This is a genomic window from Planococcus sp. VCh962, assembly GCF_057748275.1.
In genome coordinates this window covers 923,979-949,436 of sequence record NZ_JBYLHS010000001.1, presented here as the reverse complement: position 1 = coordinate 949,436, position 25,458 = coordinate 923,979, and the positions used below count along the sequence as shown (strand labels likewise).

Genomic DNA, 25,458 nt, shown 5'->3' with positions numbered 1-25,458 from the left:
CAATTGTGGATGAAAGCGAGGAGGGTGAATGAAAGCTCTCGTGGATGTTTTGCTTAGGTTTTTTTATGTAGCCATCGGACTGATTTTGATAAGCGCTTTCGTCGGGTTGTTTACTGAAGGCATTCAGCTGAAGGGGGGATTGTTCTTTTCTCACCTCGTTCAGATCCTAAAGTCGCTGGTTTACCCGGAAAATTTAACGGTCATCGGCCCGAACGGAATGGAATACTCCATTTTCCTCCAATTTTGGAATCATTATTTCTATTCATTAATCATTTTCTTGTCGGCGCTGCTTTTGTCACTGGCCATCGGCATTGGATTGGCTTATTTGACGACACTGCTTCCGGAAAAGCGGCTCCAGTTTGTTTCGAAGACAATTTCGCTGCTGGAAGCGCTGCCGGACCTGTTTATCATCATAGTCATGCAGTTCGGGGTATTGTTCTATTTCCAGCAAACCGGAAAGTTGCTGTTTCCGGTTGCTGGAACCGGACAGAACAAATCGTATTTGCTGCCGATTTTGGCATTGGCGCTCATTCCGACGTTGATGGTGTACAAAGTGATTTTGTTCCTTGTCCGGGATGAACTGGGAAAACCCTATGTGAATTTGGCGAAGAGCAAAGGTTTCAGCAAAACCTATGTGTTTTTCCGACACATTTTGCGGAACATCGCCCCGAGCATCTTCAGCCACAGCAAGTCGGTGGTATTGCTCTTGCTGTCATCCATGGTGATCTTTGAACGGATCTTCAACATTAATGGCATTTTCACTTATATCATGACGTATCCGGAACCCAATGTGATCGCCTTTACACTGATCCTGTTTTATTTACCCATTTTTATGTTGTATGCGATGGTGACACTGGTCCTCAACAAAACGACGGGTCAGAGATTGGAATGGTGAACTATGAATCTGATGAAGCGACTAATGAAAAATAAATCCTTCTTAGCCGGTTTCAGTTTGATTGTGTGCTGTTTTTGGGTGAGCGTCTTTTATTTCATTTTTTTCAATGACCACATTCCAACGGCTTCTTTGCTGTACGGTGAAAACGGCAAACCGCTTCCGGCACCGTACAGCGGATCCGTTTACCCGCCTTTCGGAACGGATGAATTCGGACGGGACATTGCCATTGTGATACTGGTCGGCGCGAAATACACCATCGGAGCTGCCTTGCTCATTACGATGTTGCGGGTATTTCCAGCTGTCTTGATCGGTTTGTTCCTCCATTTTTTCCTGAAGGGGCTTAAACGGCCGTTAATATCCATTGCCGATTCCATCACTTACTTTCCAATTACCTTGCTGGCTTTTTTACTGTTGAACTGGGCCACTCGGGAAGGGGTCTTGATATTGGAAGATGTCCCTTCTTTCGGGGTGCAAGTTCTACTGTATATTGCGGTGCTTTCGCTCATTTTCATACCATTGAACTCGGTATTGGTAGCCAATGAAGTTGAGCTGATTTACAGAAAGGAATTTATTGAATGCTCGAGGACTCTGGGAGCCGGGACATGGCGAATCATTACCCGTCACATACGGCCATTCCTCATACCGCAGCTGTACGTTATCTTTATCCGGGAGTTTATCCAAACACTGATTTTGATGTCCCATCTGGGAATTCTCGGCATTTTCATCGGTGGAACGGTTTTTATGGAAAATCTGTTTGGCAACAGTACCGCGGCTTCGCGTTCCGGTGAGTGGGCCGGGACACTCGGCATGTGGTGGGATTTTCTGTGGACGTCCTATCCCTGGATCGCCTTCATCCCGATTGTCTTCCTGACGCTGCTGATACTGGCAGCAAAAGCGATGCTTGACAGCTTGAACCAGGTTTTGTCTTCTGAAGAAGTGACCCCCGCTGAACTTCAGAAATCCGATGAATATCCAAAGTTAGATAAACTTTCGCCGTTTCAGTTATTGCATACTAAAAATCATTAATTGGACTTTGTCTTGTTTGATCAGAAAATCAGTTTACCTATCATCAGATTATTGGACACAAAAGCCCAGTAGACTTAAGACCATCAAGAATATGAGAAACAAAATTCCGCTACTGAATTGGATAAAGAAGCAAAACGATATGAATATTGTTCTTACGATTGCCACAAATATTCATCGTAATGAAGCTCGTTAAAAATAGTAATAAATTTTTTTATATACTTCACATTCTTTAGAAGTGTAACTAATTTTTAAATTGAAAATCACCGAGGAAGAGGAGTCCTGATTCGTTATGCTTTTCCTCCTAAGCCTATAAACCTGCACCTTTATAGCACACAATGATGACTTGGAGTATCGGACAGAAAGAATTACAACTAGCTGATGGTTATCCTTCTTCAATTAAAAGTCTTCCAGGATTCTTCTAGTCGATGTCCGTAATGTCAAATTCCATCTGGTCAGGATCCCACACATCCGCCTCGCTATTTGAGTATACGGCCACGTTGATCTATTGTCCGACTTCATAGCCTTTGAAGCTGTCGACTGGAATCTCATATATGTGTTCATTTTCACCCTCTTTTCCTGAGCAGTTTGGATACAAAGGGAAGGTGAAGGTTGGTCAAAGTACCTTTTCTCTCCCTTTCGTCTGAAGAGCATACTTTTCCGAATGGCTATATTTTTACTGTCGAATAATTATCCAATCAACGATTGATTATAATTAGTAGATATGTATTGAATTCAATCCAAGGAGTCGGTTCAACCAATGTATCAAAAAGTAATTATTGAAAATGTAGAAGCCATTGATAAGAATTCACGTTTTTCACTTATTAATTATGATAAGGCATATTACTGTGATTTTGATGGTCGAGTTGAAGTTAAAATATTGCTAGAAGAGATAAAATGCGATTATCTAGTAATTGGAATAGAAACATATAACTTTTTCTTGGAGAATCTGAACTCGGTCATTTCTAATTCTCACTACAAGATAAGAAAAATCAATAGCAGAGTGTCGCATATTGAGATTTATTTGAAGAAAGAAGAGGTTGTCGAAAACGATTCTCTGCTGGCTCTTTTGATGATGATTGCGGAGAGTAACGATCTTGTCTTTATTGCAATAGATCCAGTTAGAGGCGTAGATCTATACAATATTAAGAACAGAAAATTACAAGTGAATACAAAATGGGCGAACGTTTTTATAGTTTTTAATTATGACGCCGATAGCTTAATAATATTCGAATAATTTTTTAAAGTTTACATATCACTAGTCATCAGAAGATGCTCTTTAATTAGCATTTTTTCTGCTCATCTTTAAAAGTGTGCTTTTACGAAAGCTTATATTCTAATAAATTTCCTTCAATCATTAGTTTTAATTTTTCAATATGGGACTATTGGTAAAAAATGAAAATCATAAATTTTTTCTACTAATAAACTACATCAGAAGAGGAGGTCTATATTGTGGAAAGGAATAAGACCCGTATCGAGCTTCCCTACTCTTATAAAAATCTAAAATCTCTTTTAAATGCCGTATGCAAGAAAGAGAACCAGTTTTCTCAAGCGGATTTTTATATGTGGTGTGATCATTTAACGACAGTATGGTTAGATGAAGATTTGAACGATCAGGATCAATTGGCTTATCATATTGCCATAGAGATTGAGGTTCAGTGGGATCTGCATTGGTACGAGTTCTATTCCCATGAAGAACTGATGAAGATGGATTTGTCGAAATTGGAATTGCCCCCTGAATGGTTTACAGAATGGGCAGCTGAGTTAAACGGAACTAACCAATGAGAGATAGGAAACGAATGGAACAAAAGTGCGGGTAAGTTACATTCAATTCAAAGATTACTAGATGAAAAATAAAAAGAAGAGGCTCTAGAAGAAGAGGGAACCCATGAAGAAACTGTATATTTTAGGATCAGACACGAAAATTAAAGTTGAAGTGATAGAAAGACTATATCCGGAATCAATCGGATTATGGGAGGGAGACTGGGTTAAGACAGCCATAACAGTTGAAATCCCTGGGTATTCTGCAAATTTTCTAGCGGATTTAAGGACAGAAGAATTCAAGGGATTTCGTGATCAATTAGTTGCCATGACTCAAAAGTTAGAAGGAACGGCCTCCCTGATTTCGATAGAGAATGCAATCGAAGCCAAAGCCGTGATGGATTCTTTAGGAGGAATTTGTTGGGAAGTGAGCACTCGTTACCCAATCAGTACAGGAGCCATTCTTACTTTTGCATTTGGTTCAGATGAGAGCTATTTAAATCCATTAATCAAGGAACTGGATGAAGTGCTGACAGAATTCCCCGTGCTTGAACACCAAAATGACTTAAAAAGCACTTTAACTAATTTTTTCAGAAAAATACGCGGTTTTTTAAAAAAATAAAACCCATTCTACCAGGAGCACTTAACCTTAGTTCTGCAATCAAGTCAGGAACCAAATGCTGCTTGGTTTTGAATGCAACTAGTTGATAGCTAAGTTACATTTAAAAGAAACAAAAGCATAGGGAGGGGAGAAGTATGGGCTTAGAACACGAATTTTTCTTAGTCACCAATACAGTTATCTATCAAGAGTTGATAAGGCGCGATGAGAAAAACCCACATATTATTGACTGCATAGATATCCCAGACGATTTGATTCAATACATAGCAGATTCGTTGAACTGATTTCCAAACTATTATCACAACTAGGCGAGATAGGAGGGCGAAAACCTAGATATGCAAGCGACGACTTGGAAACAATTGATGCTAAACGGCAGTGTAATTTTGTATGGAAAAACGGATATTTTAGAAAAAAATATACGAAAAATAGCAGCGGAAGGGTTTGAAGTAGTCCATTTTGATTGTAGGGAATGGGATGAGGTGCTTTTCCATAAAGAAGTGGCACGGAAATTGGATTTTCCGATTTACTACGGTGAAAATCTAAATGCTTTTGACGATTGTCTATCGGAGTTGATAATAAATAACACGGGCATTTTATTGGTTTTCACGCATTACCAGTCCTTCCTTGCGAAACATCCTGAATTGGCAATTGATATATTAGAGGTCATCCAGCTAAATTCGTGGAGATTTTTACTTGAAGGAAAAGCGTTATTGAGTTTTATTCAATCAGCTGACCCGAAAATATCGATTCCTGCCATCGGTGGAATGGTTCCTCAGTGGAATGGGGAGGAATGGTTTGATAAAGGGAGAGGAATTAAATAAAGTGACTGTAATTAATTGTGAAGTAAGTTACAGTCAAACAGCCAATATAGTTTAGGAGCTAGGAAAAGAAGATGAAAAAAGAATTTCTAAGACAGGAGAAATGGAATGTACTGCTTTTTCTCTTTGCAATGATAGTCGGATATGTTTCCAGTGTGATCTTCATTGGGGGTCCTGTCACTTATTCAGCACCAGGTGGTGCACTAATTGGATTTCTAGTATTCGAAATATGGAATTATAGAAATTTTAAAAAAGAATGGGAAATTAAAAGACAGAGCAGCCCTTTCAGGAAGTTTTAATTTTTTTCAGAGCGTGTAGCAAAATGGCAAGTAAGTTACATTCATGCACTGAACAGAGAGTTACATGCAGAAAACGAAGACAGGAGGATTTCATGGGAAAAGCCTATACAAAAAGGGATTTAGAAAACTTGGAAGATCGGTATGAGTTTTTATTTCCAGTTCCATATAAGACGAATACGGTACCAGACAAGTTGATGGAAATGAGTGAGATTTCCTTCCCTGCAATCACTAATCAGTTGATTAAGGATAACTTTTCTTTGATTATATGTATTCCACTTCTTCCAGTTATTAAAGTATTAAAGCAAGCCGAGGTGCTTAGTGAGAGTCGTTCTTTTAGACTCTTTAGAATACCGCCTCATAATTACAATTCTGCTATCGAAGAATTTCTAATAGAGCAGGCCACTTCTTTAAACTTTTTTTGGATAAAGGATATTCAGAAGTTGCAGTATGAGTTGCCAAAAACCAGTTACGAAAGAATAAAATTAGTGAACATGAATCAAAATGAAATTTATAGTTTTTGGCTAGAAAATCAAGAAACAACATTAGCAATATGGGATTAATTGAGATATTATTCATCGTTAAATACTAATCCTATTCTTAACTAATGCCTTATAAAAAATTTTCATTTTAATCTTTTACTTAACAAATTCCCTTCTCTTTTAAATTTTAAAGAACAGCTAAGAAAGATCAATTTGCAAAAAAATGATACATTCAAAAACTAATCTACAAGTCTTGGAATCTGGAAGTGCAAAGGAGCTAATTTACATACCAGTCGTCAAAAGCGGGATAAATGAAAGGTGAGAGAAGATGCTGTTAAAACCGCATTTTCTCTCACCTTTCGTATGTAAAAGTGTACTTTTCCAAACGGTTTTATTTCCAATATTAGCTAGCATTCTTCAATTCTAGTCAGTATATTAAATAGAAAGATATTGCTACAGATTCGAAATGGAACGTTACATTGCAAAGTACTTCTGTACAGAAAAATCAAAGGAAATGAATAGCAGATTTGCAAAATGCGCATAAATTTCTTTGACCAGCTAAATGGAAGGTGAAATGTCTCGTGAGTAAAAGAAAAAATAGTTTGCAATCGGGTGATGTATATGCGAATGAGTATATAATTATTAAAAAAATTATTGATAAATGGGACCCGATCGGTTTACTGGAAATGGGATGTCCAGAGGACGAATATGACTTTGAAATAAGAGATATTGAAAGACTGGCCTATCATGCGAAATCGGTTGATGAACTCGCATTAGGAATCCAACAAGTTTTAATAAAGTGGTTTGATGAGTATTTACCAATTGAAAAATGTTATCCCGTGGCTTTAAAAATATGGACCAAGCATTAAGAAAAAAACTAAAAGTATCTTAGTGATTGAGTTACTTTAAAATCAAATTTTTAAATTCGCCTTTTTCTTTTGGGTTTTGAATGTAACATTTTGTGAATTAAGTTGCATTCGCTTATAAGTCTAAGTAGGAGGGAAGCAATTGAAAAAGCAATATTTTGTCCAATATCCAGACGCCAGTTTAATCAAAGATTTTGTTCTTCCGAAAGGTAGGTTTGAATCAATTGCAATTGGAATTAGGGACATGGAAACTGATTTTCTATTTACGTTGATCCAAAATATCAGTAGCTTCCCTGTTTTTTTCGTACTGGAATCTGTGGTTTTTGAACATACAGAAACGAGTATTTCCGAGAAGAACATTTCTCACTATAAATTTTCTTCGGACGGTTATATCATCAAAATTGGTTCGACTGACATATTAGAATGGGTTTGCACTAGTACGGTTGAATTAGTTTTAAATGGATTGGAAGTTTTTATTTTCTTTGGAGAAGATATTTCTGAAGTGGATCTAGTCCCAACAAGAAATTGGGATAGCCCGACTGAATTCAAAAACCTTGATTTTGATAAAGTCGAAACATTCATTGATGTGCATGAGGTCGACCTTACGATATTTACGAAGAATGAAAAATACAACTTACCTAAAAAAGTCACACCATACATATCGGCAGATTACTCGCTTGATTTAGAGAATAGTGACACTGAATAGTAAAAGGTTTTCAGTTTTAGCAGCACTTGTTTTATTCTAGTTTGAATGTAACTTAATACCAAGTAAGTTACATTCAATCATGACGCAAATAGGAAGTGAAGATATGGGGCGTTTAAAAAAGTTTTTGCATAAACTGTTCTTTGAAAAATACGATCAATTTGCGAAGGAATTAGGTTATCCGGATTGGAACGTTGCTTTAAAAAATACCTTTGGCATCTATGAAATGGAAGGCGATACTTGGTACCATGCTACTCAGCTTCCTGATAAAAAATGGGCGGTATGGAATGATGATGAGGCAGAACCACCTTATACTTTCGAAGTATTTTCGTCCTGGGAAGAAGCCATTAGAAAGCTGCGGAAATTGTTTGAGGAGAGTGGCTTGTCGGAAAATCATTGGAGGCCTGAAGGATTTGATGAAGGTGAAGAGGCTTTTCTGACAGAACCCGACAGAGAGAAAATGTTGTAATAACCAAGAATTCAAATGTAACTTATTGATAGTTAAATTACACTCAAAAACAACATGAAGTAATAGGTCAATACTTTTGAGCAAATTTATTTGAAGTGCGTCATTCAACAGTAGCCGCGAGTGCTGAAACCTTAGAATAGATATTGAGAAGCGGAGATATGAAAATGTTAAAACGAAGTTTAGCTGTGATACTCAGTTCGATTGTATTTACCTTAAGTCTGTCATTAATCAGCTATAACCCAGAAGAACAAAGAGAATCCAACGTCTATTATATGGGCACAGCAGAAAGTTTCATTTTCATTATTTATGTTTTACTTATTTTTTATACCGTTATAGGATTACCTGCTTCTTGGATAAAATACAAAGGGGAGAAGCAGAATTTATCACTAAATCAAGAGTTCAATGCTCTTATTTTCGTAGTATATATTCATCCCATCCGATTTCCTGGATTTCTTCTGATGAAGGGGTCACTATTCGGTTCTCGTTATGCTCTTTACTATTGATATTGAATTGAGCATGTAGCGGATGGTCCCACTCCGTCTTACACTCGTCACACATCACACCATATTGAATTGTGTCAGCATCCTTTATGATGGTTGCCCAGCCTTGGTCGCAAATCTTGCACCAAGCAACTTTGGAATCGTAGAATTCGTTCAATCTGATCACCTTTTCTCGACTCTGTCTGATGGTCTTCACTAATTCACTAGCCATCATACTATAGATGAATCGTTAATGGCCCTCTGGAGCTACACCGGTCTGTATAGCACCATTTTCCAAAACATTCGCTGTCTTTTCTTCTCAGTTGCCTCTGATAGTAAATGCAGCACCCAGTCCATTGAGGGTGGCACGATATTCTCCTGGTATCAATTCGTAATCCAAACCCTCCAGATCGACCTTCATTTCAGTTGAATCACCGGGAAAGTGAACGATTGCCTCATCAGTGAAAAATTCCTTTTTCATCGGTACACGAAACCATCTACCTTCCACCTTTTTTTCCAGAAATACATCAGCACCTGTATAGTATGCTTCCGTACCGTCGTTTGTAAGGACAATGACAATGTCTTTGACGGGCAGTGGGTATTCATTCTCTGCCGTATGGATGGTGACTCCTTGTTCTGACGATGGGCGTTCGAACGGGACTTCCTGGATAAGAAGGGATTTGTCTTCGGCTGCCGCTTCCGGAGCCGGTCGGGAATCCGCTTTTTGGCAACCCATGGCGAATAAAACGACCATGAGGAAACCCAATGAACCCCATACGTATTTCTTCATTCTTTTCCCTCCAAAATTCTTTCAGAATTAAGCTTCCAAAACCCTTTCATGCAGCGCAGAAGGGACAAAAAGGCAGTGAATGTATAGACGCAACGCTAAACAATCAGGGCGAATTAGATAGTGATTTCTTCTCTCTTTCTATGATGTCCATTATTTTCTGCGCATCCCCTTCGTCAAACAAATAACGAATATCCTTCTCCTGGGGCGCTTCAAAGCTTTCCGAATAGCTGTCAATCCAGACTTTATAATGTGAAGACTCGCCGTTTTCCTGAATCAAAGTGAAGCCGAAATTATTCCCTTGGGTGGCAACCGGCCCATCGGTCGCAATTCCCGCTTCAATGGCGTCTAAAAAAACTGCCATATCTTGTGCATCTTCGATTGTTAGTTGCCGGTTGCAGCGAGATGAATCTGAAGTCGGGCTATCCACTCCGCACCCTTCGATCTGGATCGATGTGACCTCTTCAGGCGCAAGAGGAGTCGCCTCGCTGCCGCAGCCGGATAGAAGGGCGAAGGACACTCCTGCTAAAAAAGCGTAGCGTATTCTCATCTTTCCGCCTCCCGTTTTTTTATCTTGGTCCAATCAGTCAAAGAGGCGAAGGAGGAGGACAGGAGTATTCCTCCTTGAACCCCTCGTTTAAGTTCCGCTCCTGCGATTTCAAAAGGGGCTGCCATCACCTTTAGCACTGCCCGATAGGCTCTGGGGGTAAGGTCATATTTCAAGTCCTTTGCAAAAATCTCAAGTGTACTGGAATGCCCGGGCTGGAGATCTAATTCATTTGGATAATGAGTTGTTACAGCATCCCGAAATTCGTACCATGTACCAGTTGCTTTTTTTCTAATACGAAAAAAGTAGGAGAAATAAATTGAATCTTTCCATCGTTTTTTACGTTGAGAACCACGGATTCTGAAGAGGCAGTGTACTGCTCTTTTTCCATTTGAATTGTCACACCATTCATGGAACTTGGTAAGCTTTGCTGGGGAGCCTTGATTGCAAGTTCCGCTTTCTGTTCCGTATGGGCATAATAGGCAGTCAAATAGAGCGAAAGGGCAAGGCAGAAAAAATGGCCAGAGAAGTCTTTTTCACCGGAGTACCTCCTTAACAGTTTGAAATCACCAAAGGATAAGCGGCAAATGGTGGAAGCGCAAGTCATGGAGCGTTAAGGGGTGGTCACTTTAAACTCCGCAGCCAAGCGTGCAGCGCCAAAGTATTTTACCAACCTGTAAGTGCCAGGCGCTATTTCAGCTTTCAGATTCTCCAAGGAGTAGGCCTCTTCTTTGGTGCCGCCAGGTGGAAGCGAATTCCCTTCATCGGTGATCCCGTCTCCATCGGACGTCATGTAGCGCCAGGTCCCTTCCACCTTTTTTTCTACGCCAAAGCCCCCTCCATACACATGCTCCTTGCCGGAATCGTTCACATACAAGGCTCGGATTTCTTTTTCGGAAGCAGAATACGCGGTCTTTTCGAGTTTGATGGCAAGGCCATGGGAAGTGGCGGGAATCTCCAGTTCCTTCGCTTCGGGCAAACTGCCTTCGGGAACGGAACCTGATTGACAGGCACTTAAAAGGAACGAGACCATTAGGAGAATGGTGAAGGCAATAAGTGGGTGCTTCATCTTCGGACCCCTTTCTTTCTGAATGAGTCAGTACCGGCTTGCATACCGTTTTATTTTCGGGTTTCTCTCTTGATTATAACAGTAATTGGTAATTTCTGTCTATACCCGTTGAGGCACTGAACAGGTGCGGACAGTTGTTTCTTTCGCTACTTTTTGTGCGGGGACGTGTCCTTCTTTTAAGGATCCAAGTATATTTAAAGAAGCCGTTAGTGAATTTCAGCTGTTAGAGAAAGAGAAACATATGGAAAATAAATGGACATAGGTGCCGTTAAGAAAAGGGAGTGAGTAGGTTGGATGAAATTTTACATGAGCTTACAAATCGATTGCAGAATAAGAACATTAGCTTCACGGCAGTGCAACACAACGGGATGGAACTAGCGCAGCGATGGGAAGAGGCTTTTGCCAAAGAGATCAGCACATCCCAAAAGTGGAAGATGGCGTTTATGCAATGCATGTGGAACGTCTTCAGCTGGGGGAAAATTGAGTGCCTGAAAGGGCAGCGGGCAATGGAGGCACTCGATTTGCAGAAAAAGGCGGGATGCCATCTGTTCTGTACATCAAGCAAAGACGCCATATATATCCCAAAGGCCAATCGCCTAAAAGCGAAAGACATCACACCGATAGGAGACAGCGACCTCTATCTCGTGGATGAAACCTTCACCTGGACCTATGTCCTGACCCACGAAGAGGACTGCGGCCCTTATTTCCATAAGCCCTAAGATGTCAGCGTTCATCGGTGAAGCTAACTAGAAGGAACGGATCACAGTTGCAAGACGGTCTTTTCCAGTTGGTATATGACTGTCTATTGAAAGAGAAGAAACCTTCACTTGAGTTTCTTTTTTTGTTTAGCTAAGTGCGCTTATACAAATACTTTATATTTCCACGTCCAACTCGATATCCATTCCATTTCTTGGTATATTAAAAAGAAAAGGTATGCAGATGAAGTCCGCAGGACAGGAGGTGGAGCGGTGCTGGAATACCCACGATTCAATGAGAAGGAGCCCCTTTTAAAGCAGTTGGCCAATGAATTCCCTTCAGCGGCTTTTCTGCTGCATCCGTTTGTCCGGATGCCGGAAGGATGGACGGAGGAGAAACGAGAACGACCTTTTCAATCCATTTATCCGACTAACGATGAAATGATGACAATCGGCCAGCCCATCAGCTGGGAAACGGTCCGGCGGGAATGCCAGTTTGCCTCTTTGAGCGAAGTGGCCATCGCGCTCGCTTCTAACAGTTTGAAAGCGGTCTACAGGAGAGAGGACCTGGAAGTGAAATTGACTGATGCGTTTCCTCCCGACTTCTACTGGCCGATGGAAGACCAGCCGTCCTTCTTCCTTTGTGAAGGGATTTTGCAGCACTTTGCTTCCACTGGATCCTGCACTTTCTATTTTGCAGAACCGATCGAAGACACCACCGGGCAAGTTGCCATCGCCGAGTGTCATCCGCTGGAGATCCCGAAAATCGCGCCGGCTGAAATGGTGCTTGCCGATGAAAAGGGGCAATCCATTTTTATTAGCCAATACGACCGGTTCACCACCCTGTTTTTATCGAAAGAGACAAAGATCCAGGAAGCCATCGGCAAACAGGGCTGGGAAGCGGTGATTTGTGGGCCGGATACAAAGATTGACTGGTTTTGGGAATGACCAATTCGGTTCGAGTGGAAACTTTAAGATACAAATCAATCCGATTCTAAGCCGTTGATTGAATAACGGAATACTAAAAGAAACTAATCATTAGATGTGGTAGTTATCACAGCCGGGTAAAAGGATCTAAGCAAAAGTAATGATGCATCGGTAAGCAACCTAGCTCATAAGTTGTATTGGCTTTTTTGAATGGGATTACAAATCGCCGGACCATAAAACTGTAAATGAAAGGGATTGGAAATCGTTTATTAGTTTAAATATATAAAATGCTTGGGGGCCAAAGTATGTTGAAATTCAGACGGACTGTTGAGTTCTCAATTCGCATTAGGAGGAGATAAATTTATGAGGAGAGGGATCAGCTTTGAAATTCCCAATGAGTATGGAAGATTCCTGGGAGAAGTGTTAAAACCGATTGAGATTGCTGATTTTGATTGGCACATTGGATATTGCGAGGCATACAGAGTGGATAATGGCCAATCAGATAAAGATCTTTTCTCGGATGAACGAGAGGTAATCGGCGGAGCGGAACTTAAAGATCTATTGGAGACGAATGAGTATTACGTGATTTTCGCTGAGTTACAAGCCTTTCCAAAAGGCCAAGTCCGCCCTGTGCATACATACGAAGAATTCAGGGAAAGTGATTGCGAACTGGTTCTGCTGGTGGTTGATTGCAGTTATGTCACCATTTATTGCAAAAATCAGGTGGCAATCGAATTGCTGAACCGGCATGCACTTACTTGTGGATTTGCAGAGATTGAATATATCACCGATGACAATGACTCAAGGACCCGGTTATCGGTATGATAAAGAGAAAGGAGACTTTTATCTGAAGGTCTCTAAAACCGGCAAATGATAGAACAGGGCTTGGTTCAATAGACAAATAGATAAAAAAGAAAGATGGGATAGGCAAGCATTTCCTGTCTCATCTTTCTTTAATGGGAAAGTTATTCAACTTGTTTATCAAGCTAAATAGGCTTATAAACACTAATTGGCCAGATTTCCCTCCATATAACTCTCCATATTGGTACTCATCGCCTTCGATAGCAGGCTGTTTTTTTCTTCAGAGGCCAGCTTGATCCCTTCAAACATCGGTTCTTCCAGTATATTGTTGCTTTCGTCGGCTTCCGATTCCGAATGAACAATTTCCTCCGGCTTCCCTTAAGCATGCAAATAAGTGTATGCCAGTCTGGTCAATCGGTCGCCGTATTCATCCATGATGGCTTCCAGCCATTCTTCTCTATCCTTCCCGATAAAGGGGTTGTCCTGACCGGATGCCAGCTTCATTGTCCCACCTCTTTTTATCAGCGTCCCTAAGACGAGGATCTCTTTAGCAGGGCTTTGCATAAGTACCAGCTGTTTTTAGAAACTGCTTGAAAGCAGAGGAAGAAAAGAGATTAATCGAAGCGCGTCTCTTCTCCTTCTTTGTAAATTGAAGTATATTTTTACGAACGGTCTCTACAGCAAGAACTTTCTTAGAGTAAAGAGGCACGTCACTTTTCATTTAATATTTCGTCAAAGTGAAAATAAGCCTTAAACATGAATGCAACAAATTATGCGTCACTACTAAACTTTAAACGGGTATTGAGGGCGAAATTAATGTAATATGTTTTCTTAAGGAAATAGGATGTATTTCTATTGCCTGCTATCGGAGTCACATACTTAAACAATTATTTATAGAGTCGTTACACCCATTTGAACGGCTAATGATCAAACGAATCGACAATAAAGTTGATTTTTACAATTCACAGTATACAGGAGGATCAGACATGATTCATAAATTCACCAAGAGAGCCAACGCGATGAAACCTTCGGATATGCGGATTATCTTAACCGCTTCAGAACAGCCCGAATTGATTTCTTTTGCCGGAGGACTTCCGGCCCCGGAACTGTTTCCCATGGAGGCCTTGAAAACGGCAAGTGAAGCTGTTCTGACAGAAGATGGACCGGTTTCCCTTCAATACAGCCCGACGGAAGGCTTTGCTCCGCTCCGCAAAAAAACGCTCGAGCGAATGGAAGCGATCGGAATTCATGCGAATTTGAATCAAGTCATGATCACCTCCGGTTCCCAGCAGGCAATTGACCTGACGGGACGCCTTTTCCTGGAAGAGGGGGATACGGTTATCTGTGAAAGCCCCACTTACCTGGCAGCTCTAAACGTTTTTAACATCTGCAACGCCCATATTGTAGACGTCGAGATGGATGAGAACGGCATGCTCATGGAAGACTTGGAAAAAAGGCTTCAGGAGAATCCGCATGCGAAATTTATCTATACGATTCCTGATTTTCAGAACCCGACGGGCCGTACGCTGAGCTGGGACAGAAGAAAGCGGATGCTGGAGTTGGCTCAACAATACGACGTTCTGATTTTGGAAGATAATCCGTACGGCGCTATCCGTTTTTCCGGAACTCCCATTCCGCCGATCAAACATTTTGATACAGAAGGCCGCGTTATTTACATGAGTTCTTTCTCGAAAATATTCGCACCAGGGCTGCGGCTCGGCTGGATATGTGCCGACGAAGCAATCATCGAAAAATATGTGGCATTCAAGGAATCCGCAGATATGCATTCTGATGGCTTTGCACAGCGGATTACCTCAAAGTACATGGAACAGAACGATATCGATGCGCATATCGAGAAAATCAACGCTGTATATCAAGGCAGATGCCATACGATGTATGCTTGCGTGAATCAGTACTTCCCTGAAGCGGTTTCCTGCGTGAAGCCGGAAGGTGGACTGTTTATTTGGGTGGAACTACCCGATGCCATTGATTCCAGAAAAGTCTCGATAACTTGTCTTGAAAACGGCGTCGCCGTGCTGCCGGGAGACGCCTTTTTCGCAACTAGCTCACAAAAAAATGCGCTTCGGCTAAACTTCTCAAACGCTTCAGAAGAACGGATCATTGAAGGCATGAAGCGCATCGGAGAAGTACTGCATCAAGAATTAAGAACAGAAGCATCGGTGAAATAGCCTCTTTTTTACTTTTCATGCAAGTAATGCGTTTGCCTCTTTTATTAAAAAGAGCCCCTGCCGGACTATTTTATTGGTCCAACAGGGGCTCTTGCGATTTACATGCAAAGAACGCTTCAACCGAACAGTGGAAGCGCAGGAATTGCATTGAAAAAATAAGATTTAAGAAGAATGCCTTCGCTAAAAGAAGGGGATAAGTAAATGAATAAATGTTTTTATATTACTTAAAAATAGATCATTATAATCATTATAGAATGCCGCCTACCCAGTATACTCCTACTAAGGGCAAACCATGTGAAAACATGGGACGCAAAGCTAAAGGGGCTTCTGCAGGATACTGCCATGCCAGCCAGCTGCCGTTCACGGGATAAAAAGAAGAGGAGTGGATGAAATGAAGAAAATAGTGGGAATGACACTGGCAGCGTCATTGGTTTTTTCTCAAGGCTTGGATATTGCGGATGCTGCTGGAAGAGAATCCGAACCGGCGAAAAAGGCGAAAGCTGTAAAGGTAGATAAAGACAAAAACGGAATACCCGACGATTGGCAGGAGAAATACCATTTAGGTTTCGGGAAATCAGTTGCTTCAAAAGACAAAGATAAAGACGGATTGACCAATTTGCAGGAATACCAATTAAATTCTAACCCGGCGAACAAAGACACGGACAAAGACAAGCTGGCGGATGGAAAAGAAGATCCGGATAAAGACAAGTTGACGAATCTTCAAGAAATTCAAGCGAAACTGAATCCGTTAAAAGCCGATACGGATAAAGACGGCATATCGGATGCCAATGAAGACAACGACCTTGACGACTTGTACACGATAGAAGAATTTATAGTGGGAACAAATCCTTTGAATGCCGATACAGATAAAGACGGCTTGAGCGATGGGGAAGAAGATAAAGACCGGGATACACTTGTCAATGCATTGGAATTTGCAGTGGGCTCCAACCCGGTCACTTCTGACAGCGACAAAGACGGTGTTAAGGATAGCCATGAAGACTTTGACAAAGATGGAGTGCCAAACGCCAACGAAGTGAAAGAACTTGAAATAACATTGAAGAATGAACAAGGCGACAAGTTTAAATTCAAGTACAAGCTGAAGAAGCATAAGCTAAGTGTAGAATTTAAAGACGAAATTGGTATAAAGAACGCGGAAACGATTATCACACGTTTAGCGCTGGCACCTGATATGACAGAAAATCAGCTAATTGATCATGTAAAAGAAGCTCTTGGCGTCGATACTTTTGAGGAGTTGGAAATTGAAGTGGAATTCTTCAGTGGCAAAGAGTTGGAAGCCAAGCAGGAATTTGAAGACAAAGAAGATGAAGACAACAACGATGAATAAATCAGCGTTTCTCGAAAGATAGACAAATAAGAATAGCGTCTCTAAGATCCAGTCCTCACTATAAGAGGGCTGGATTTTTTTCTTAAGAAATCAGTAAAGAACCGAATGGAAGATCAACGTACCGACGCTATAGCATAAATTTTTTTGGCAAGGAAGTAGCTTCTCGTAAAATTTCATTCCTTTTTTGTTCATATATACTTTTACGAACTTTTTGTTGTGGCAAGCTCATTTTAAATGGATAGAAAGAGCAAATCTTGGATATTTCCTGTATTTCCTATAAGGAAGGAAAGGAGAAACTTTTCTATAATAAGGAAATCAGTCCACTTTATTAAGTTGAATTTTTTTATACAGTGCTTCAGCCGCTTCGTCAATTGAAATGTAATATTCAATAGGCGAATCTTCACTGGATGAGACTTCAAGGATAAATGTCTCTTGGATACACTTAACCGTTACCGTATCATTTAAGCCAATGCTGAAGGAGTGGCTGATGGAAGAAGAATTAAAAGTACACGATATCTGCAATAGTTTCTTGATGTGTTCCAATTTCACAATGCTCGCCTTCTTTTCTTTGGTGTGGCAATTGGCTGATTCTCAGATGGTTTTAAGTTGGTTAATGACATTGCATCCAGATTTAATAGGCTTCAATCGAAAAAAAGCTCCTGACTCATCAGGAGCTTTTGCTCATTTTAGAATAAGCTAAAAACGCAGCGATGTATTCAGCTGTGTCTTCAAGTGAACCGTGTTGAATAAGCTCTTGCGTATGGCCATTGGAAATTTCAAATGTCATTGTACCAGACAAGCAGCGTATGGATAAGCTTTGGCCGTCCTCTGCTGTAAATACTTGGTAGATGTTCACAATGTTGTATTCAAACATCGTCTCTAGAAAAACTTTGATGCTGTTGAGTTTCATAGTAGAGGCGCTTTTCCCAATATGGAAAGTGATTAGGAAAAGTCTTTAAGATTTCATTGAGTTCTTAAAAATCAGTGTAACACTCAATAAGGGCAATCCCTAATGTTTGGATCCCTGATGATTAATTTGTTCAGCTATCGGGCCAGAGCGTGGACCAATACACGATAAGCTATGTTGATCGATACAAGAGAATAGAAACGCCTATTAAATTATATACGTAGATTTTAATCAGCCTCAAGGCGGAGCTTAAAATAATTCCTAGGTTCATTACACAGAAGGCGTTCACACGCTAAGATGTAGTCAAAGAAAAAGAAACCATAGAAAGCAGGGAAAACGATGAAAACTGAAAAGATAAGCAGATCTTGGAAAGTTTTAAGGAATGTTCTTTTAGCTATGGCAGCAGTCTTTGTTCTTTGGGCCCTTACCAGTAATGTTTCGACTGCATATGAACAAAAAAAGTATCCGGCAATCGGTCAATTAGTTGAAGTAGATGGCAACAAGATGCATATCTATACAAAGGGCAAAGGGGACAATACGATCGTTTTATTAAGTGGATTAGGAACTGCGGCACCGGTATTGGATTTTGAACCTCTAATAAACGAAATGTCGAAGAAGAATAAGGTGGTAGTGGTAGAGTTATTTGGCTATGGCTGGAGTGATATGACTGAAAAGGAACGAACAGTGGAAAATATAGTGGAAGAAATAAGAATAGCATTACAAAAAGCAAATATAGAAGGTCCGTATATACTTATGCCGCATTCCATTTCCGGGATTTACAGCATGTATTACGCCAATAAATATCCAGAAGAGATTGAAGCGGTTATAGGAATCGATCCAACATTGCCTAAGCAATTTGATTATCGTGGTGATTCTGCCCCTACACTTCCCAAATTGATAGGTTTTGCAGTACCAACTGGAATTACAAGAATGGTATCTTCTTTGAATCCGGATATTTTTCTTCCTGAAGCTAAAGAAACTGCTTATTCGGAAGAAAAGTTAAAAATGCTAAAAAAATTATTTGCTTGGAACGGCTACAATGAAAATGTAATCAACGAAACAAATGAAATTCAGCAGAATGTTGATAAAATGATTGATATGAAGTTCCCGTCTGATTTACCTGTCATGATTTTTACCCCGGAAGAAAATAAAGTAATCGATGAAGATGGAAAATCAAAGGAGATTTATTATCAAGCTCAGTTAAGTCACGGATCATCAAACAAGCTTGTCACTTTAGAAGGAGGGCATTACATGCATTGGACGCAATATAAGGAAATGAGCAAATATGTTAATGAATTCATGGAAACACATATAAATGAATAATGTAAACTGCCTTGGACCATCGAGTCATGATGGAATTGAAAGAAAAATGATTGTAGAAAGCACATCTTTTCTCTATTTTCTTCTATGAAATAGCCGTCCTCAAAAGAATCAATGATTCTGAGAACGGCTATTTTTTAATTTAACAAATGAGAGAAGCAGCAGTAATTGACTCGTCAATATGGAAAGCCGACTGATAATTAACGAAGTGTATTTTTGTTTTGATCCTGATATGAAGCAATCGCTTCCTTGATTTTTTCCGCTACCAGCTTCCAAGCTTTCACAGCCTCAGATTTTGGTCCTAAATGTGTAAATGCATGAGAGACGCCTTCGAAAATCTCATCATGGACTTGTATCCCGGCAGCTTTTAATTTCCCGGCATAGATTTCGGCTTCCGGCCTGAATGCGTCATGCTCGGCAATGAGAATAAGGGCAGGGGCTAAGCCATTTCCGATATCAGCACAGACAGGCGAGGCCAGCGGATGGGAAGCTTGTGCTGGATCCGGCAAATAACATTTATTCAAAAAATTAGCGACTTGAGGGTACCGGGCACGCAGCCATTTCGGTTCGGGTTTAGCCGCGTGCGGCGTGACGAAATCCAGCATCGGGCAAGACAATACTTGAAGAAGAGGCTGCACGTCTGAACGTTCTTCAAGATAAAGACAGAGGGCTGCTGCGATATTTGCACCTGAACTTTGCCCTCCCACCAGGATCTGGTTCGGGTCGATATTCAACTCGTCACCTCTGTTCTTCAACCATTGAAGAATCTCATAACTCTGTTCAATCGGTTTCGGAAACGGGTACTCCGGAGCTTTTGCAATACCAATATTAAGGATTACGCAGCCTGTCTGGTTCGCCAGGAAGCGGCAGTATGGATCATCCAGCTCTTTGTCATTCATAATGAATGCTCCGCCGTGGAAATTGATGTAAACAGGAAGTTTTTCCTGTACGGCACCTAAAGGATAATAGAAAGACAGGTAAGTGGGCTGAACCTTTGTATCCACCAGGAAATCTTTTTTCATTTTAACCGGTTGCGGAGAAATCGTAGGATTTTTATATGACGGATCAGGAAGGAGCCGCAGCATCTTTGCGCCAATAGTAGTTAACATAAGGACCTCCCTTTTTTTCAACCATTTTATCCATAGGAGCGGTTATTAGTCAATTGCCGCAACTCTCAGCTGTCATAAGAGTTCTGCTGCTGCATTCTTTATTTGAGACAGCCTACAGTTGCCGAAGCCGGTAATGTGTTTGTTTTATTGGCACGAAGAATTTCCATGCAGGTGTTGAAGCGGGATGATGAGGGTATTAGAGGAAAAGATGAAAATCGATGCTGCAGCTTAAAATTGTATTTAAACTTCGGGAAGGTGCTGGTTCCATTGACTGAAAATAAAAAAATTTTAATTATCGGGGGAGGGCTTGGCGGCATCTCCGCCGCCATTTCCCTTGCACAGCGCGGCTATAAAGTTTCGTTATTTGAAAAAAATAACCACATCGGTGGAAAACTGAACCGGCTTGAACAAGATGGTTTCGGCTTTGACCTTGGGCCGTCCATCCTGACGATGCCGAAAATTTTCGCGAAATTATTTGCGGACAGCGGAAAACGGATGGAAGACTACGTGCCGATTGTCCGGCTGGATCATCAATGGCGTTCTTTTTTTCCGAATGGAAACGTTATTGACTTATATGAGGACTTGAAAGAAATGGAAGAGAAGAATCCGTCATTGAACAAACGGGATATGCGTGAGTATGCAAATCTCCTGCAATACTCCAATAAGCTGTACGATATGACCGAAAAAGGCTACTTCAATCAGGGGCTGGACAGCGCGAAAGAGCTTGGGAAGTACCACGGAGCGTTTGAATCCCTCAAAGGTTTCGATCTTTTTTCGACCGTACATAGTGCCATTGACAAACGGATCAGCAATAAGCAATTGAAGGATATGCTTTCCTATTTCACTAAATATGTCGGCTCTTCCCCTTACGATGCGCCAGCCGTTCTGAATATGATGATCTACATGCAGCATGACCAAGGCGTCTGGTACGTGCCCGGCGGGATGAACCGGCTTGCGGACGCGTTGGTGCAGCTGGCTGAAGAAATTGGCGTCAATATTTATACGGGGGTGGGGGTCGCCCACCTGTACAAAGAGAAAGGCAAGATCACCGGCGCCCTGTTGGAAGACGGGGCAAAAGTGGCGGCGGATTATTACATCTCCAATATGGAAGTTATTCCGTTTTATGAGCAACTGCTGGATGAAAAGAAACATTACGTTAAAAAGCTGAAGAAGAAATTTGAACCAGCCAGTTCCGGGCTCGTGATGCATCTGGGCATCAAAAAAAGCTACCCACAGCTCCGCCATCATAATTTCTTTTTTGCGGAAGATATGAAGAAACAGATGCATACCATCTTCCATGAACACAAGCTGCCGGATGATCCCGTCATTTATTTGGTGAATGTGAATAAAACTGATCCATCCCAGGCGCCGCCCGGACATGAAAATATAAAAGTGCTTCCGCACATTCCGTATATCCAGGATAAACCTTTCACCCAGCAGGAGTATGAGCGCTTTGCAGAGAAAGTTTTGATCAAATTGGAACGAATGGGCCTGGACGGCTTGCGGGAAAACATCGTGACGCAGGATATCTGGACGCCTGAGGATATCCAAAAGGTTTACGGCTCCGACCGCGGAGCGATTTACGGAACGCTGTCGGACCGCAGCGTAAACAAAGGATTCAAGCACACGAAACAAAGCGACCGCTACGACAATCTGTATTTTGTCGGCGGAACTGTGAACCCGGGCGGCGGCATGCCGATGGTCACCTTGAGTGGCCAGCAGGTCGGAAGAAAGATTGTTGAACGTGATATGCGCCAAGGCAAATGATGATCGAATTCCGTGCAAAGCATGAAGTCTTTATACGGCAAGCTGGGCAATGCTTGCATTCGCGGTTTTATTCAAGTTGCCGCTCATCATTGCCTTGCGCTCTAATTGAGGTCGCATCAACACCATCATATCCATTGAAAGGAGGGATGAAGCGTGAAAAAGAAGGTAATTGTCATCGGTGCAGGAGTGGCGGGACTGGCAAGCGCCATCAGACTTCAGAATGCCGGATACCAGGTAGCTTTATACGAAAAAGAATCTACTCCCGGCGGAAAAATGAACCGCATTGAAATGGATGGCTATAAATTCGATTTGGGACCGAGTATTGTCATGATGCCGGAAGTTTATCAGGAACTATTTGAACTGTGCGGACGCAACCCCGATGATTATATCCCGATGGAAAAATTGGATCCGATGTACAGAGCTTATTTCAGTGATAGGCCTACTGAGCCTATTGATATGTCCTCTGACCTTCCACGGCTGACAAAAACTCTTGATTCGATCAGTCCATCGGATACAGGCGGATTCCTTCAGTATTTACAAGAAGCGCATAAACTTTTTGCGTATGCACGGTACGATATTTTGCAGAGGCCATTCCGCAGACACCGCGACTTTTATAACCAAGCCATAACGAAGCGGAGTTCGAAAATACGGGTGCTGGACACAGCCGATCAATTTATCGGCCGCTACATCAAGAACGAACGATTAAAGCAGATTATCAGTTTTCAAACGCTTTACATAGGCATTTCCCCATATAAAAGTCCATCGTTTTATACCATGATCCCGATGCTCCAGTTTTTATATGGCGTCTGGTTTATCAAAGGCGGCATGTATACGATGGCGTCCTCGATGGAAAAACTCTTCAAAGAACTGGGAGGCGAAATCTTTTATAATCAGGCTGTGCAGGAAATCTGCATTGACAATAAAAAAGCCACCGGCATCCTTGTGGAAGGAAAGAAGATTTCTGCTGACTTTGTGATGTGCAACGCAGACTTCCCATACGCCATGAAAACGCTGATCAAAGAACCGGCGGCCAAAGGAAAGTTCACCGATAAAAAAATCGACAATATGAAATACACTTGTTCGTGTTTTTTATTGTATTTGGGCATGGATAGAAAATACACGGAAGTCGAACATGTTCATAATTTCATTTTCAATGAAAAACTGGACAAAAATTTGAAAGATATTTTCTCAGGGGAAAAACTGACGGATGCCTCTTTCTATGTTTATATCGCTTCGAAAATGGATCCAACCCTGGCACCTGCTGGAAAAGACGGCTTGTATATCTTGATGCCGGTCTCAAACCTTGCGGCATCCCTTTACGATTGGAACGACGAAACCGTCGCGTATTATCGAGGGTACATTTTAGGCGCGTTGAAAAAAATTCCGGGATTTGAGCACGTCGAGGATGAAATTGTTGCGGAAACGTGCATAACGCCACTGGATTTCGAGACGAAATTCAATGCCTATAAAGGTGCCGCTTTTGGTCTGCAGCCGACCTTGTCCCAAAGCAATCACCTGCGGCCGCAAAGCAAGGCCACGCATTGTTCGAATTTGTATTTTACCGGAAGCAGTACGCATCCGGGAGCAGGGGTTCCGATCGTCCTGTTATCCGCGAAGATTGCCGCGCAGGAATTGATCGATGACGATCTAGGTGCCATTGCTCACAGTTAAAAGGCGAAAACCAAATTCGGCTAAGGAGGTGTTCAGTTGGAAACTTCAAACATTATCAATCTTGCAATCGGCTTTGTCGCAGTTGGTGTTGGCTTTATGATGTTCAAGTCATTGCCAACGCCTAAACGAAGTGACCAGTCAATAGCGCGGCCTGAGCCGCTTAACCGTTCCTCATCAAGGCCGGATAGGCGTGAACAGCCAGATGAATTGCCGTTCCTGTCCATCGTTATTCCTGCCAGAAATGAAAGCAACCGGATTACGCCGTTATTGGAATCTTTAAATAGCCAAAATCACCGATCTTTTGAAATATTGGTTGTGGATGATGATTCATCGGATAATACGGCTGAAGTCGCGGAAGCTTTAGGCGCAACGGTTCTCCAGAAGAAGGAGGAACGGCAGGGGGCAGGGAAGTCGGCGGCCTGCTGGTACGGTGCAAATCAGGCAAATGGGGAGTGGCTCTTATTCTTGGATGCGGATACCCATTTCACGGACGCTGACGGCATCCGGAAATTACTTCTTTCCTATAAAGAAAAAGATGCAAAGGGCATTCTGGCTTTGCAGCCGTTCCATACTGTCCACCGGCTGTATGAAAACCTCTCTGCCGTATTCAACATAATCGTGGTTGTCGGGATGAATGGTTTTACCGTTTGGGGAGACCGGTTTAAGACGGCCGGTTCGTTCGGTCCGTGCATATTATGCAATAAAGAAGATTATTTTTTAACAGGCGGCCATAAAAAAATCGAAGGCGCCCTTATGGATGACTTGGCGCTGGGTGAGGCGTTTCTCGAAAAAAACCTTCCCGTCCACTGCCTCGGCGGCAAAGGGATCCTCTCGTCCAGGATGTATCCGGAAGGTCTCAAAAGCCTGATCGAAGGCTGGTGCAAAAGTTTCGCCATCGGTTCAAAATCCACCCATCCGCTTGTTATGGGGATGACCATCATTTGGATTGCCGGCAGTTTCACCAGTGCGATTGCCTTGTTCTCCGCCATTGCATCAGCAGACGCTTCTGCAATCTTGATCAGCGGTCTTTTATATACAATTTATGCGTTTCAAACCGGGTTGTTCGCGCGCAGATGCGGGGACTTCCCACGCTCTATTTTCTTGTTCTATCCCGTTCTGTTTTTATTCTTCACTGGCATTTATCTGTACTCCTTGTTTCGGGTGAATGTCCTGCATACGGTAACTTGGAAAGGGCGGAAGATAGATGTTTGAGTAAACGGATTCGTTATTGAAATGTAGCATAGAGCTCGAATATTAACTTGCAGCCCGGATCTGTTCTATGGGCTGCTTTTATTTCATAAAACAAGAATTCTGGAAAAGTCATTCGATAAATCAATGGAGAAAAGGGAGGGAGCAATGTGGCAAAAGTCTGTTTTGGGATGGTTGTGTCACTAGATGGATTTGTCAATGACCGGGACGGGGGGATGAACAAGCTTTATGCCAGTTTTGAGCCGAACGAGGAAATCAATGCCGTCATGGCAAGGACCGGAGCAGTTGTCTTGGGGCGCCGTACTTTTGATTTGGCAGAAGCGGATTCTTATGCCGCCGACTACGAGTTTCAAGTGCCGATTTTCGTGGTGACCCATCATCCGCCGGCTAGGCATCCGAAAGAAAATGAACAGTTGACGTTCACTTTTGTCACCGATGGCGTTGAAAACGCCATCCAGCAAGCAAAGGAGGCAGCACAGGAAAAAGACGTCCTGGTTTTCGGGGTGGATGTTTTCCGGCAAGCGCTCAAAGCTGGCTTAGTTGAGGAATTGCAGATTGCAATCGCCCCGGTCATTCTCGGAAAAGGGCTGCGGCTGTTTGAGCATTTGGATGATCTCGAAATCGTTTTGGAGAAACTTCATTCCATTGAAACCAATCAGCAAGTGGAAATTTGGTATAAAGTGCTCCGATGAATACAAAAGAGA

General features: G+C 41.9%; 30 protein-coding genes and 1 riboswitch. Of the genes, 22 read left to right on the top strand and 8 right to left on the bottom strand.

All coding sequences use genetic code 11. The annotated features are described in order from the left end of the window. The first annotated feature begins 28 nt into the window (after nt 1-28). From AC3AQ9_RS04805 to AC3AQ9_RS04750, 12 genes are all read left to right on the top strand, one after another. Entirely contained in the window at nt 29-895 is an 867-nt protein-coding gene (locus AC3AQ9_RS04805; protein ID WP_488306306.1) for an ABC transporter permease subunit, read from the top strand. A gap of 24 nt (nt 896-919) precedes the next feature. After that, nucleotides 920-1,921, top strand: a complete 1,002-nt coding sequence (locus AC3AQ9_RS04800) for an ABC transporter permease (protein WP_488306305.1) — start codon at nt 920-922, stop codon at nt 1,919-1,921. Nucleotides 1,922-2,678: 757 nt separating this feature from the next. Further along, nucleotides 2,679-3,155, top strand: coding sequence for a hypothetical protein (locus AC3AQ9_RS04795; protein WP_488306304.1), 477 nt, complete (start codon nt 2,679-2,681; stop codon nt 3,153-3,155). A gap of 215 nt (nt 3,156-3,370) precedes the next feature. Continuing rightward, nucleotides 3,371-3,703 carry a hypothetical protein gene (locus AC3AQ9_RS04790; protein WP_488306303.1) on the top strand — a complete coding sequence of 111 codons (333 nt, stop codon included), beginning with the start codon at nt 3,371-3,373 and terminating at the stop codon, nt 3,701-3,703. A gap of 103 nt (nt 3,704-3,806) precedes the next feature. Next, nucleotides 3,807-4,301 (top strand): WapI family immunity protein, encoded by a 495-nt coding sequence (locus tag AC3AQ9_RS04785; RefSeq protein WP_488306302.1) that lies wholly within the window; start codon nt 3,807-3,809, stop codon nt 4,299-4,301. A gap of 134 nt (nt 4,302-4,435) precedes the next feature. Then, nucleotides 4,436-4,582 carry a hypothetical protein gene (locus tag AC3AQ9_RS04780; RefSeq protein WP_488306301.1) on the top strand — a complete coding sequence of 49 codons (147 nt, stop codon included), beginning with the start codon at nt 4,436-4,438 and terminating at the stop codon, nt 4,580-4,582. A gap of 51 nt (nt 4,583-4,633) precedes the next feature. Next, entirely contained in the window at nt 4,634-5,119 is a 486-nt protein-coding gene (locus AC3AQ9_RS04775) for a barstar family protein (RefSeq protein ID WP_488306300.1), read from the top strand. A gap of 71 nt (nt 5,120-5,190) precedes the next feature. Continuing rightward, nucleotides 5,191-5,415 carry a hypothetical protein gene (locus AC3AQ9_RS04770; protein ID WP_488306299.1) on the top strand — a complete coding sequence of 75 codons (225 nt, stop codon included), beginning with the start codon at nt 5,191-5,193 and terminating at the stop codon, nt 5,413-5,415. Nucleotides 5,416-5,507: 92 nt separating this feature from the next. Beyond that, nucleotides 5,508-5,975, top strand: coding sequence for a hypothetical protein (locus tag AC3AQ9_RS04765; RefSeq protein ID WP_488306298.1), 468 nt, complete (start codon nt 5,508-5,510; stop codon nt 5,973-5,975). A 500-nt stretch (nt 5,976-6,475) separates the two neighbouring features. After that, entirely contained in the window at nt 6,476-6,763 is a 288-nt protein-coding gene (locus tag AC3AQ9_RS04760; RefSeq protein WP_488306297.1) for a DUF1871 family protein, read from the top strand. Between the two features lie 139 nt (nt 6,764-6,902). Continuing rightward, entirely contained in the window at nt 6,903-7,466 is a 564-nt protein-coding gene (locus AC3AQ9_RS04755; protein WP_488306296.1) for a hypothetical protein, read from the top strand. A 103-nt stretch (nt 7,467-7,569) separates the two neighbouring features. After that, nucleotides 7,570-7,932: a hypothetical protein gene (locus AC3AQ9_RS04750; protein ID WP_488306295.1), complete on the top strand. Its 363-nt coding sequence runs from the start codon at nt 7,570-7,572 to the stop codon at nt 7,930-7,932. Nucleotides 7,933-8,340: 408 nt separating this feature from the next. On the opposite strand, the gene AC3AQ9_RS04745 is transcribed toward AC3AQ9_RS04750, so the two are convergent. The 4 genes from AC3AQ9_RS04745 to AC3AQ9_RS04730 all read right to left on the bottom strand — a co-directional run bounded on the left by AC3AQ9_RS04745 (nt 8,341) and on the right by AC3AQ9_RS04730 (nt 10,814). Continuing rightward, nucleotides 8,341-8,598 carry a hypothetical protein gene (locus AC3AQ9_RS04745; protein ID WP_488306294.1) on the bottom strand — a complete coding sequence of 86 codons (258 nt, stop codon included), beginning with the start codon at nt 8,596-8,598 and terminating at the stop codon, nt 8,341-8,343. 132 nt (nt 8,599-8,730) lie between these two features. After that, nucleotides 8,731-9,201 (bottom strand): immunoglobulin-like domain-containing protein, encoded by a 471-nt coding sequence (locus tag AC3AQ9_RS04740; protein ID WP_488306293.1) that lies wholly within the window; start codon nt 9,199-9,201, stop codon nt 8,731-8,733. Between the two features lie 103 nt (nt 9,202-9,304). Further along, nucleotides 9,305-9,748 (bottom strand): hypothetical protein, encoded by a 444-nt coding sequence (locus tag AC3AQ9_RS04735; protein WP_488306292.1) that lies wholly within the window; start codon nt 9,746-9,748, stop codon nt 9,305-9,307. 610 nt (nt 9,749-10,358) lie between these two features. Then, nucleotides 10,359-10,814 carry an immunoglobulin-like domain-containing protein gene (locus AC3AQ9_RS04730; protein ID WP_488306291.1) on the bottom strand — a complete coding sequence of 152 codons (456 nt, stop codon included), beginning with the start codon at nt 10,812-10,814 and terminating at the stop codon, nt 10,359-10,361. Nucleotides 10,815-11,104: 290 nt separating this feature from the next. Between AC3AQ9_RS04730 and AC3AQ9_RS04725 the strand changes: the two genes are divergently transcribed. From AC3AQ9_RS04725 to AC3AQ9_RS04715, 3 genes are all read left to right on the top strand, one after another. Continuing rightward, the gene (locus tag AC3AQ9_RS04725) at nt 11,105-11,533 is read left to right on the top strand and encodes a DUF4275 family protein (protein WP_488306290.1); all 429 of its coding nucleotides are present in this window, start codon (nt 11,105-11,107) and stop codon (nt 11,531-11,533) included. Between the two features lie 249 nt (nt 11,534-11,782). Further along, nucleotides 11,783-12,457, top strand: a complete 675-nt coding sequence (locus AC3AQ9_RS04720; protein WP_488306289.1) for a DUF2711 family protein — start codon at nt 11,783-11,785, stop codon at nt 12,455-12,457. Nucleotides 12,458-12,799: 342 nt separating this feature from the next. After that, on the top strand, nt 12,800-13,261 hold the full coding sequence (locus AC3AQ9_RS04715) for a DUF2691 family protein (RefSeq protein WP_488306288.1): 462 nt from the start codon (nt 12,800-12,802) through the stop codon (nt 13,259-13,261). Nucleotides 13,262-13,615: 354 nt separating this feature from the next. Here the strand turns inward: AC3AQ9_RS04715 and AC3AQ9_RS04710 are convergent, their stop codons facing one another. Then, nucleotides 13,616-13,741, bottom strand: a complete 126-nt coding sequence (locus tag AC3AQ9_RS04710; RefSeq protein ID WP_488306287.1) for a hypothetical protein — start codon at nt 13,739-13,741, stop codon at nt 13,616-13,618. 482 nt (nt 13,742-14,223) lie between these two features. Between AC3AQ9_RS04710 and AC3AQ9_RS04705 the strand changes: the two genes are divergently transcribed. Together AC3AQ9_RS04705 and AC3AQ9_RS04700 are read left to right on the top strand one after the other, a co-directional pair. Then, nucleotides 14,224-15,426: an aminotransferase-like domain-containing protein gene (locus AC3AQ9_RS04705; RefSeq protein ID WP_488306286.1), complete on the top strand. Its 1,203-nt coding sequence runs from the start codon at nt 14,224-14,226 to the stop codon at nt 15,424-15,426. Nucleotides 15,427-15,700: 274 nt separating this feature from the next. Beyond that, a riboswitch (cyclic di-GMP riboswitch) is annotated at nt 15,701-15,787 on the top strand. A gap of 30 nt (nt 15,788-15,817) precedes the next feature. Continuing rightward, nucleotides 15,818-16,771: a hypothetical protein gene (locus AC3AQ9_RS04700; RefSeq protein WP_488306285.1), complete on the top strand. Its 954-nt coding sequence runs from the start codon at nt 15,818-15,820 to the stop codon at nt 16,769-16,771. A gap of 315 nt (nt 16,772-17,086) precedes the next feature. Here AC3AQ9_RS04700 and AC3AQ9_RS04695 read toward each other — a convergent pair whose 3' ends face one another. Together AC3AQ9_RS04695 and AC3AQ9_RS04690 are read right to left on the bottom strand one after the other, a co-directional pair. Then, the gene (locus AC3AQ9_RS04695; protein WP_488306284.1) at nt 17,087-17,320 is read right to left on the bottom strand and encodes a hypothetical protein; all 234 of its coding nucleotides are present in this window, start codon (nt 17,318-17,320) and stop codon (nt 17,087-17,089) included. Between the two features lie 118 nt (nt 17,321-17,438). Continuing rightward, nucleotides 17,439-17,681, bottom strand: a complete 243-nt coding sequence (locus AC3AQ9_RS04690) for a hypothetical protein (RefSeq protein ID WP_488306283.1) — start codon at nt 17,679-17,681, stop codon at nt 17,439-17,441. 336 nt (nt 17,682-18,017) lie between these two features. Here AC3AQ9_RS04690 and AC3AQ9_RS04685 point away from each other — a divergent pair, with 336 nt between their 5' ends. After that, entirely contained in the window at nt 18,018-19,001 is a 984-nt protein-coding gene (locus AC3AQ9_RS04685) for an alpha/beta fold hydrolase (RefSeq protein WP_488306282.1), read from the top strand. Nucleotides 19,002-19,198: 197 nt separating this feature from the next. On the opposite strand, the gene AC3AQ9_RS04680 is transcribed toward AC3AQ9_RS04685, so the two are convergent. Next, the gene (locus AC3AQ9_RS04680) at nt 19,199-20,107 is read right to left on the bottom strand and encodes an alpha/beta hydrolase (protein WP_488306281.1); all 909 of its coding nucleotides are present in this window, start codon (nt 20,105-20,107) and stop codon (nt 19,199-19,201) included. Nucleotides 20,108-20,374: 267 nt separating this feature from the next. Here AC3AQ9_RS04680 and AC3AQ9_RS04675 point away from each other — a divergent pair, with 267 nt between their 5' ends. The 4 genes from AC3AQ9_RS04675 to AC3AQ9_RS04660 all read left to right on the top strand — a co-directional run bounded on the left by AC3AQ9_RS04675 (nt 20,375) and on the right by AC3AQ9_RS04660 (nt 25,446). Beyond that, nucleotides 20,375-21,874 (top strand): phytoene desaturase family protein, encoded by a 1,500-nt coding sequence (locus tag AC3AQ9_RS04675; RefSeq protein WP_488306280.1) that lies wholly within the window; start codon nt 20,375-20,377, stop codon nt 21,872-21,874. Between the two features lie 153 nt (nt 21,875-22,027). Beyond that, a complete protein-coding gene (locus AC3AQ9_RS04670; protein WP_488306279.1) occupies nt 22,028-23,545 on the top strand; it encodes a phytoene desaturase family protein in 1,518 nt (505 codons plus the stop codon). A 36-nt stretch (nt 23,546-23,581) separates the two neighbouring features. After that, nucleotides 23,582-24,757 (top strand): glycosyltransferase family 2 protein, encoded by a 1,176-nt coding sequence (locus AC3AQ9_RS04665; protein WP_488306278.1) that lies wholly within the window; start codon nt 23,582-23,584, stop codon nt 24,755-24,757. Nucleotides 24,758-24,903: 146 nt separating this feature from the next. Further along, entirely contained in the window at nt 24,904-25,446 is a 543-nt protein-coding gene (locus AC3AQ9_RS04660; RefSeq protein ID WP_488306277.1) for a dihydrofolate reductase family protein, read from the top strand. Nucleotides 25,447-25,458: the final 12 nt, after the last annotated feature.

Bases quoted from the DNA above. Each gene is read 5' to 3' on its own strand.
- AC3AQ9_RS04805 (WP_488306306.1), top strand. From the start codon at position 29: ATGAAAGCTCTCGTGGATGTTTTGCTTAGGTTTTTTTATGTAGCCATC.
- AC3AQ9_RS04800 (WP_488306305.1), top strand. From the start codon at position 920: ATGAAAAATAAATCCTTCTTAGCCGGTTTCAGTTTGATTGTGTGCTGT.
- AC3AQ9_RS04795 (WP_488306304.1), top strand. From the start codon at position 2,679: ATGTATCAAAAAGTAATTATTGAAAATGTAGAAGCCATTGATAAGAAT.
- AC3AQ9_RS04785 (WP_488306302.1), top strand. From the start codon at position 3,807: ATGAAGAAACTGTATATTTTAGGATCAGACACGAAAATTAAAGTTGAA.
- AC3AQ9_RS04780 (WP_488306301.1), top strand. From the start codon at position 4,436: ATGGGCTTAGAACACGAATTTTTCTTAGTCACCAATACAGTTATCTAT.
- AC3AQ9_RS04775 (WP_488306300.1), top strand. From the start codon at position 4,634: ATGCAAGCGACGACTTGGAAACAATTGATGCTAAACGGCAGTGTAATT.
- AC3AQ9_RS04770 (WP_488306299.1), top strand. From the start codon at position 5,191: ATGAAAAAAGAATTTCTAAGACAGGAGAAATGGAATGTACTGCTTTTT.
- AC3AQ9_RS04765 (WP_488306298.1), top strand. From the start codon at position 5,508: ATGGGAAAAGCCTATACAAAAAGGGATTTAGAAAACTTGGAAGATCGG.
- AC3AQ9_RS04750 (WP_488306295.1), top strand. From the start codon at position 7,570: ATGGGGCGTTTAAAAAAGTTTTTGCATAAACTGTTCTTTGAAAAATAC.
- AC3AQ9_RS04740 (WP_488306293.1), bottom strand. From the start codon at position 9,201: ATGAAGAAATACGTATGGGGTTCATTGGGTTTCCTCATGGTCGTTTTA.
- AC3AQ9_RS04735 (WP_488306292.1), bottom strand. From the start codon at position 9,748: ATGAGAATACGCTACGCTTTTTTAGCAGGAGTGTCCTTCGCCCTTCTA.
- AC3AQ9_RS04730 (WP_488306291.1), bottom strand. From the start codon at position 10,814: ATGAAGCACCCACTTATTGCCTTCACCATTCTCCTAATGGTCTCGTTC.
- AC3AQ9_RS04715 (WP_488306288.1), top strand. From the start codon at position 12,800: ATGAGGAGAGGGATCAGCTTTGAAATTCCCAATGAGTATGGAAGATTC.
- AC3AQ9_RS04710 (WP_488306287.1), bottom strand. From the start codon at position 13,741: ATGAAGCTGGCATCCGGTCAGGACAACCCCTTTATCGGGAAGGATAGA.
- AC3AQ9_RS04705 (WP_488306286.1), top strand. From the start codon at position 14,224: ATGATTCATAAATTCACCAAGAGAGCCAACGCGATGAAACCTTCGGAT.
- AC3AQ9_RS04700 (WP_488306285.1), top strand. From the start codon at position 15,818: ATGAAGAAAATAGTGGGAATGACACTGGCAGCGTCATTGGTTTTTTCT.
- AC3AQ9_RS04690 (WP_488306283.1), bottom strand. From the start codon at position 17,681: ATGAAACTCAACAGCATCAAAGTTTTTCTAGAGACGATGTTTGAATAC.
- AC3AQ9_RS04685 (WP_488306282.1), top strand. From the start codon at position 18,018: ATGAAAACTGAAAAGATAAGCAGATCTTGGAAAGTTTTAAGGAATGTT.
- AC3AQ9_RS04680 (WP_488306281.1), bottom strand. From the start codon at position 20,107: ATGTTAACTACTATTGGCGCAAAGATGCTGCGGCTCCTTCCTGATCCG.